The sequence below is a fragment of the Mycobacterium sp. E2238 genome (genome assembly GCF_001672665.1).
In the GTDB taxonomy this organism is placed as follows: domain Bacteria; phylum Actinomycetota; class Actinomycetes; order Mycobacteriales; family Mycobacteriaceae; genus Mycobacterium.
In genome coordinates, this window is sequence record NZ_LZKF01000132.1 from 1 (window position 1) to 5,817 (window position 5,817).

A 5,817-nucleotide genomic window follows, 5' to 3' on the forward strand; every position below is an offset into this window, starting at 1 on the left:
CGACCACACAGATCCCGACCACGTCGCTGTTGGCCCCCAGCTCGGCCCGGGTTTCCGCGAACGACGCCGCAGAACCGCGGTAGGGCTCAAGCGATTCCGCCCGGCGTGCCCACAACGTCGTGGGCACCCCGCAGGCTATGAGCCGATCTGCCATTCCCTTGCCCTGGTCCCCGAGACCGATGAATCCGGCTCGGATCTGCGGACGATCCGACGATGTCGGCGTCGCGGAGTCGGGGCGCGCGGTCGAGCCGGCCTGGTCAGTCATGAAGGGCGATGGCCTCCTCGGGACAGGACTGCACGGCGTTCGTGGCGGAGGGCTCCTCTCCTACTGGCACCTCGGCCGCCAGCAGCACGCTGTGCCCCTCCTCGTCGGCGTCGAACAACGCGGGCGAGAGGCTGTAGCAGCGGCCATGCCCCTGGCAGGCTCCGCTGTCGAGTTCCAGCCTCATCCACGCACCTCCCAACTCAGTGGCAGCGGCCGCGCCAGCCGCACCGGAAGAGCTTCGTATTTCAACGACGAGCCCGGCGTGATCTCGTAATCGGGAATACGCTTGTGAAATTGGTCGAGTGCCGCCCGCAGCTCCATCCGGGCGAGATGGCTTCCCAGACAACGGTGAAAACCGCTTGCGAACGAGTAATGCGGATTGGGCCGACGGGTCAGGTCCACTTTGAGAGGATCTTTGAACTTTTCCGGATCCAGGTTGGCAGCGGCCCACAGCACCGTCACCTGCGTTCCTGCGGCCACGGTCGTCTGGCCGACCTGCATGTCCACGGTTGGAGTCCGCGATGCCACCGGCACCGGGGTCTCCCAACGCATCAACTCTTCGATGGCGTCGGGCCACATTTCCGGGTCCGCCACTACCTGACGGCGCTCGTCGGGATGGCGCGCGAGCCAGGACAGGATGCAGGATAGCGACGCCGCGACGGTATCCAGGCCTGCGATCATCAGCAGGAAGCAAATGTCGAGAATGTTCTCGCGGGTCAGTGAGTGGCCGTCGACTTCGGCTGTCATGAAGCGGCCGAGGATGTCGTCCCCGGGTTCGCCGCTCGCTTCGCGTTCGTCGAGAACTTGGTTGAAGTACGCGTAGCACCGTTTGCCCGCCGCCTTGTACCTGGCCTCGCGTTGCGCGACGGTTTCCCCGTCGACGTCGCGCAGCAGATCGTCTTTGTTCTGCAGGAAGTAGTTCAGCTCGGAGAGCGGAATTCCCATGAGGCGCAGGAAAATCGTGGACGGGAGGATCGCGCAGAATTCATCGTAGATGTCAGCGTGGCCGCGTTCGATGAACTTGTCGATCAGCTCGTCGGCGAGCGTTCTCACGTCAGTCTCCAGGTGAGCGATCGCCTTCGCCGAAAAGATCGGGTCAAGCAGTTTGCGGTATTTGGTGTGCTCGGGCCGGTCGATGTCCAGCGGAATCAGCGGGCGATCGGCGCTCTGCGTATTGCCCACTGCCCCCGATCCGCGCACATCGTGGCTGCGGGTCAGAGCGTCGACGCTCTTGGCGGCGCCGACAATGTGATTGCCGTCGATCACGATTATCGGCGTCGATCCGATGCCTGCGTACACTTCCTGTGGTTCGGGGACAGTCAGCATCGCTGCGAAGTCACCCCCGAAGGCCTCGGCGGCGATGCCCTCCGTCACGGCGTCGTCGGACTGTTCGTCGTGGCTAGCCGACAGCGCTGCCGATTCGCTCATTTTTGTTCCTTCGCGGTGTGCTACGGGGAAGTCCCAGGAATCGCTCGGCAATCACGTTTCGCGCCACGTCGGTGGATCCGCCATAGATGCCGGTCCCCGGCGCGAATCGGAATCCTGCTTCGTATGCACCGTCGCCGGCACTCCCCTCCGCCCCGCGCGCCAGAAGGGCTGTCGGACCGATGAGACCGACCAGCTCCGACGCCGTCTGCACCAGCAGGTCGGAGGACAGGATGCGAGCCGGCGGTCCCGACGCCGAACGCGTCATCTCGACCTTGACGAGCGCTTCGCCGATGCGCTCGGCCACCGCGGCGTCGTCGAGCAAGGATTTGCCTGCGGGACCCGGTTGCGTTGCGGCCCAATGAACGAACTCCGCGAGGAGTTTCTCGCACTCGGCCAGGTAGGGCCCCCCGATGGTCGGGTCACTGCCGTCGGCGGTGATGCCGTGTTCCTGGCTCAGCGGCGCGGCGACCACGGTCCAACCCGCGTTGACATCGCCCAGGCGCCAGCGGTCGTTGACGCGAACATCTTGCAGGTAAACAAAATTGGTACGTTCGCCGCCAAGTGTGCCGATCGGCCGGATCTCCACCCCCGCAGTGTCCAGGGGCAGAAGGAAAACGGTGAGGCCCTTGTGCATGGGCGCCGACGGGTCGGTGCGCGTGAGGAGAAAGCAGTATTGGCTGAACTGGGCACCGGTGGTGAACATCTTCTGTCCGTTGATGACCCATTCGTCACCATCCCGCTCCGCGCGGGTGCGCACCGCGGCCAAATCCGATCCGCAGTCCGGTTCGGTGTAACCCAGGCAGATGCGAACGGTGCCGTCAGCCACCCGCGGCAGAACCTCGGCCTGGATGTCCGGCGAGCCGAACATTCGGATCGCGATCGGTGGTAGCAACGTCGTGGAGGCCAGGATGTAGGGCGCACCGCTGCGCGCCCATTCGGTGGCGACGATGCGCGCCCGCAACGCGTCCAGGCCCGCCCCACCCTCAGACGTCGGCCATTGCGTCGCGACCCATCCGCGCGCCCCAATCGCCAGGTGCAGGCCTTCGTTGAATCCGCCGCCGTGCAGGCGTTCGTCTTCCAGCACCGCCGGGGTGACGTGTTCGCCGAAGAAGGCGCGTGCCCCCCGCCAGAACGTGAGGGTGTCGTCGTCGAGGTCGATGGTTTCGAAATTCACGCGAGTGCATCCTTCAACACATGCGGCGCCCACCGGGCGACGCGTCGCAGAAGGGTCCGACGGTCGCCGACGGCCACCGCCCAGCCTTTGGCCCGGCGATAGTAGAGCTGAACGTCGGATTCAAGGGTGAACCCGAAGCCGCCCTGGGTATGAATGGCGGTGGCCCCGGCCTGCTCGGCGGCGTCACCGGCGGCCAGCACGGCACACAGGGCCAGCGCACCAACGGATTCGGGTTCGTGGTCACAGAACCAGGCAGCGCGCCACAGTAGCCGCCGGGCCGCGCCCACGCTGTTGGCGGCGTCGACCAATGGATGAGCGATGGCTTGAAACGCTCCGATCTGGGTGCCAAAAGCCGTGCGCTCTTTGGCGTATTGCACGCCGAGGTCAAGGGCGGCCTGGCCCAGCCCGACCAGCGCGGCCGCCGTCAAAACGTGCCATTCCCGTTCAGCTAGGTCCCACTCGACGGCCGAACCCACCCGTGCGCCACCGGTAACCTCGCGCCAGCCCAGCGGAGCGCACGCCAGATTGGGCTGGGTCGGCGCCGGCGGGCCGGTGACCAGCGTCAGGTTGGCGCCCTGCGGCGCGAGCACGGCCTCTGCGATCGCTCCGGCGGGTGCTAGCCGACGGTCAGCGGTGCCCGGGGCGAGGGTGACAACCGCGCCACGATCGCGCATGGCGGCCAGCAGCTGCGATGACGGGTCGATGCGAGCGAGCGAGCGCGCCGCCGCCAACACCTCGGCCAGGGGTACCGGCGCCGCGCGGCGGCCGGCCTCTTCGAGCACGAGCGCCAGCTCGACCAAGCCGGCCCCGTCGCCACCGACCGCTTGCGGCAGCGCCATCTCAACGACGGCACGTTCCTGGAGCTCGTCCCACAGCGCCGCGTCGAACCCCCCCGGTTCGGCCGAGCGAACCCGTGATGTCGGGATGGTCTTTTCGAAATAGGCCCGGAAAGAATCCCGCAGTGCCGCCTGCTCCTCGCTGAGCGAGTAATCCTGGTGGCGAAGCGAGAACTCTGCGTTCATCGGACGGCCACTCAGGGGGCGTCCTTCAGGACGCTTTCGTCAAAACCGAACAGCCTGCGTGCATTTCCGCCGACGATGGCCCGCGCACTGTCGATGTCGACGCCGTCGAAGAGCCTGTCGAGGATTTTCTCCGACTCTGGGTATGTGCTCTCGGGGTGGGGATAGTCGTTGCCCCACAACAGGCATTCGGCGCCGGTATCCGCGAGGTTCGTAATCGCGACGGGATCGTCCTGAAAGGTCGAGTGGATCTGATGCCGGATGTAGTGACTGGGCAGTTCGGCAAGTTTCGGTTTGGTCCAGCCGATCTCGTCGTGCGCCTGGTAATAGTAGTCCAGCGTCTGCATTGCCCACGAGATCCATCCGCCGTTGCACTCGACGAAGACAGCGTGCAGGTCTGGATGCCGATCCAGGATCCCGCTGCAGCTCAACAAGGCGGCTGCGCGCGGCGCCATCGATTGCGTGGCAAGAAGATTCGCCGTGCCGCTCCCCCACCCTCGATAGAAGATCATGTCGTGGCCGCTGCCCTGATGCATGACGGCCGGCCGGCCCGTCGACGCGATGACGCCCCACAGCGGTTCCCACTCTTTGGAGTTCCACTCCGGCTTGCCGACCAACGGCAACAGCAGTCCACCCACCGACGGATCGGCAGCCACCCGCTCGACCTCGGCGATGGCCATGTCGGCGTCCCAGGTGGGGATCATCATCGCAAGTTTGATCCGGTCGTGTCCCCCGATCTGCTCGCGAATCCAATCGTTGTAGACCTGGCACACCGACTGCCCGGCAAGGGGATTGGCGATGTCCCACGCATATAGCCCGATCGTGGGAAAGACGATCTCGGCGTTGATGCGGTCGGTTCGCATCATGTCGAGCCGCACGTCGGGCGAGGCGGCCGCCACGCGCTCGGCCTCCTTGGCAGCTGCCTCTTCTGCCGACAGTTCGTTCCAACCGATGGGGCTGCCGTTGACGACCAGGCTCCACCCGCCGGCATCATTGGCCAGGATGCGGCGCGGCGCGTGATCGCGCAGGTCCACGCTGAGGCGCTCGTACCAGAGGTCATGCGGCTCGTCGACGTGCGCATCGGCCGAGATCTTGGGCAGATCGACGGTACTCGTCATATCAGACCTGCACCGTCTCCCGGCCGGCCGCTTCGGCACGGGCCCGGTACTCGGCCTTGCTCACCGTCGACAGGTCGACGTCGGTGGCCCTGGCGCGTAGCGCACCCACCGTCGCGTCTTTCTTCGCGGTGTGCTTGAACGGGTCGAAATCAAAGAAACGACAGCTGTTTTCGTGAGTGATCTTGTTGATTTCCTCGTCGGTCGCACCGGCAGCCGTGAACTCGCCAAACAACTGCTCCGGGCCGTTGGGCCAGGTCGAGTCGGTGTGCGGATAGTCGCACTCCCACGCCAGATTGTCGATGCCGATCTCGTTGCGCAGCTTGACGCCGGCCGGGTCGGTGATGAAGCAAGCCAGGACCTGGTCCCGAAATATCTTGCTGGGCATGCGCTCCGACCAGTCCTGACCGATCCAGAGTTGATTCTTGGCGTGTCGGTCGGCCCTCTCGAGGTAGTAGGGGATCCAACCGATACCGCCCTCGGAAAGGGCGATACGCAGGTCCGGGAATCTGCGCAAGGTACGGCCGAACATGAGGTCCTGCAAGGCCATCAGCGTGAGCTGGGTGGGCAGGATGATGTGATGGTCGATCGGAGCGTCAGGCGCCAGCGTGATCAGGCCGCCGCTGGCCCCGATGTGCATGCACAGCACGCTGCCCGTCTCCGACATCGCGGTCAGCATCGGGTCCCAGTGCTCGTTGTGAAAGCTGGGGAAGCCGAAAGCGTGCGGTGCCTCGAGGAAGCTGATGGCCTTGCAGCCTTTGTCGGCCAGACGCCGCACCTCGGCCGCGCACAATTCCGGATCCCACATCGGCACAA

At 65.5% G+C, this 5,817-nt stretch carries 7 protein-coding genes; all 7 read right to left on the reverse strand.

From position 1 onward, the window contains the following. A partial coding sequence (locus A5711_RS11000) for an NAD(P)-binding domain-containing protein (protein ID WP_369806131.1) occupies window positions 1-265 on the reverse strand: 265 nt, incomplete at its 3' end. Then, window positions 258-449: a ferredoxin gene (locus A5711_RS11005; RefSeq protein ID WP_067946335.1), complete on the reverse strand. Its 192-nt coding sequence runs from the start codon at window positions 447-449 to the stop codon at window positions 258-260. The genes A5711_RS11000 and A5711_RS11005, both read right to left, overlap by 8 nt. Further along, entirely contained in the window at window positions 446-1,693 is a 1,248-nt protein-coding gene (locus tag A5711_RS11010) for a cytochrome P450 (RefSeq protein WP_082975710.1), read from the reverse strand. Before A5711_RS11010 ends, A5711_RS11005 begins: the two co-directional genes overlap by 4 nt. After that, entirely contained in the window at window positions 1,665-2,867 is a 1,203-nt protein-coding gene (locus A5711_RS11015; protein WP_067946337.1) for an acyl-CoA dehydrogenase family protein, read from the reverse strand. The genes A5711_RS11010 and A5711_RS11015 overlap by 29 nt, the downstream gene beginning before the upstream one ends. After that, complete coding sequence (locus A5711_RS11020) at window positions 2,864-3,889, reverse strand: acyl-CoA dehydrogenase family protein (protein ID WP_067946339.1); 1,026 nt, start codon at window positions 3,887-3,889, stop codon at window positions 2,864-2,866. Before A5711_RS11020 ends, A5711_RS11015 begins: the two co-directional genes overlap by 4 nt. 11 nt (window positions 3,890-3,900) lie before the next feature. Next, window positions 3,901-5,004 (reverse strand): amidohydrolase family protein, encoded by a 1,104-nt coding sequence (locus A5711_RS11025; RefSeq protein ID WP_067946341.1) that lies wholly within the window; start codon window positions 5,002-5,004, stop codon window positions 3,901-3,903. 1 nt (window position 5,005) lies between these two features. Next, window positions 5,006-5,817, reverse strand: an 812-nt coding sequence (locus A5711_RS11030) for an amidohydrolase family protein (protein WP_156744874.1), incomplete at its 5' end; no start/stop codon positions are given.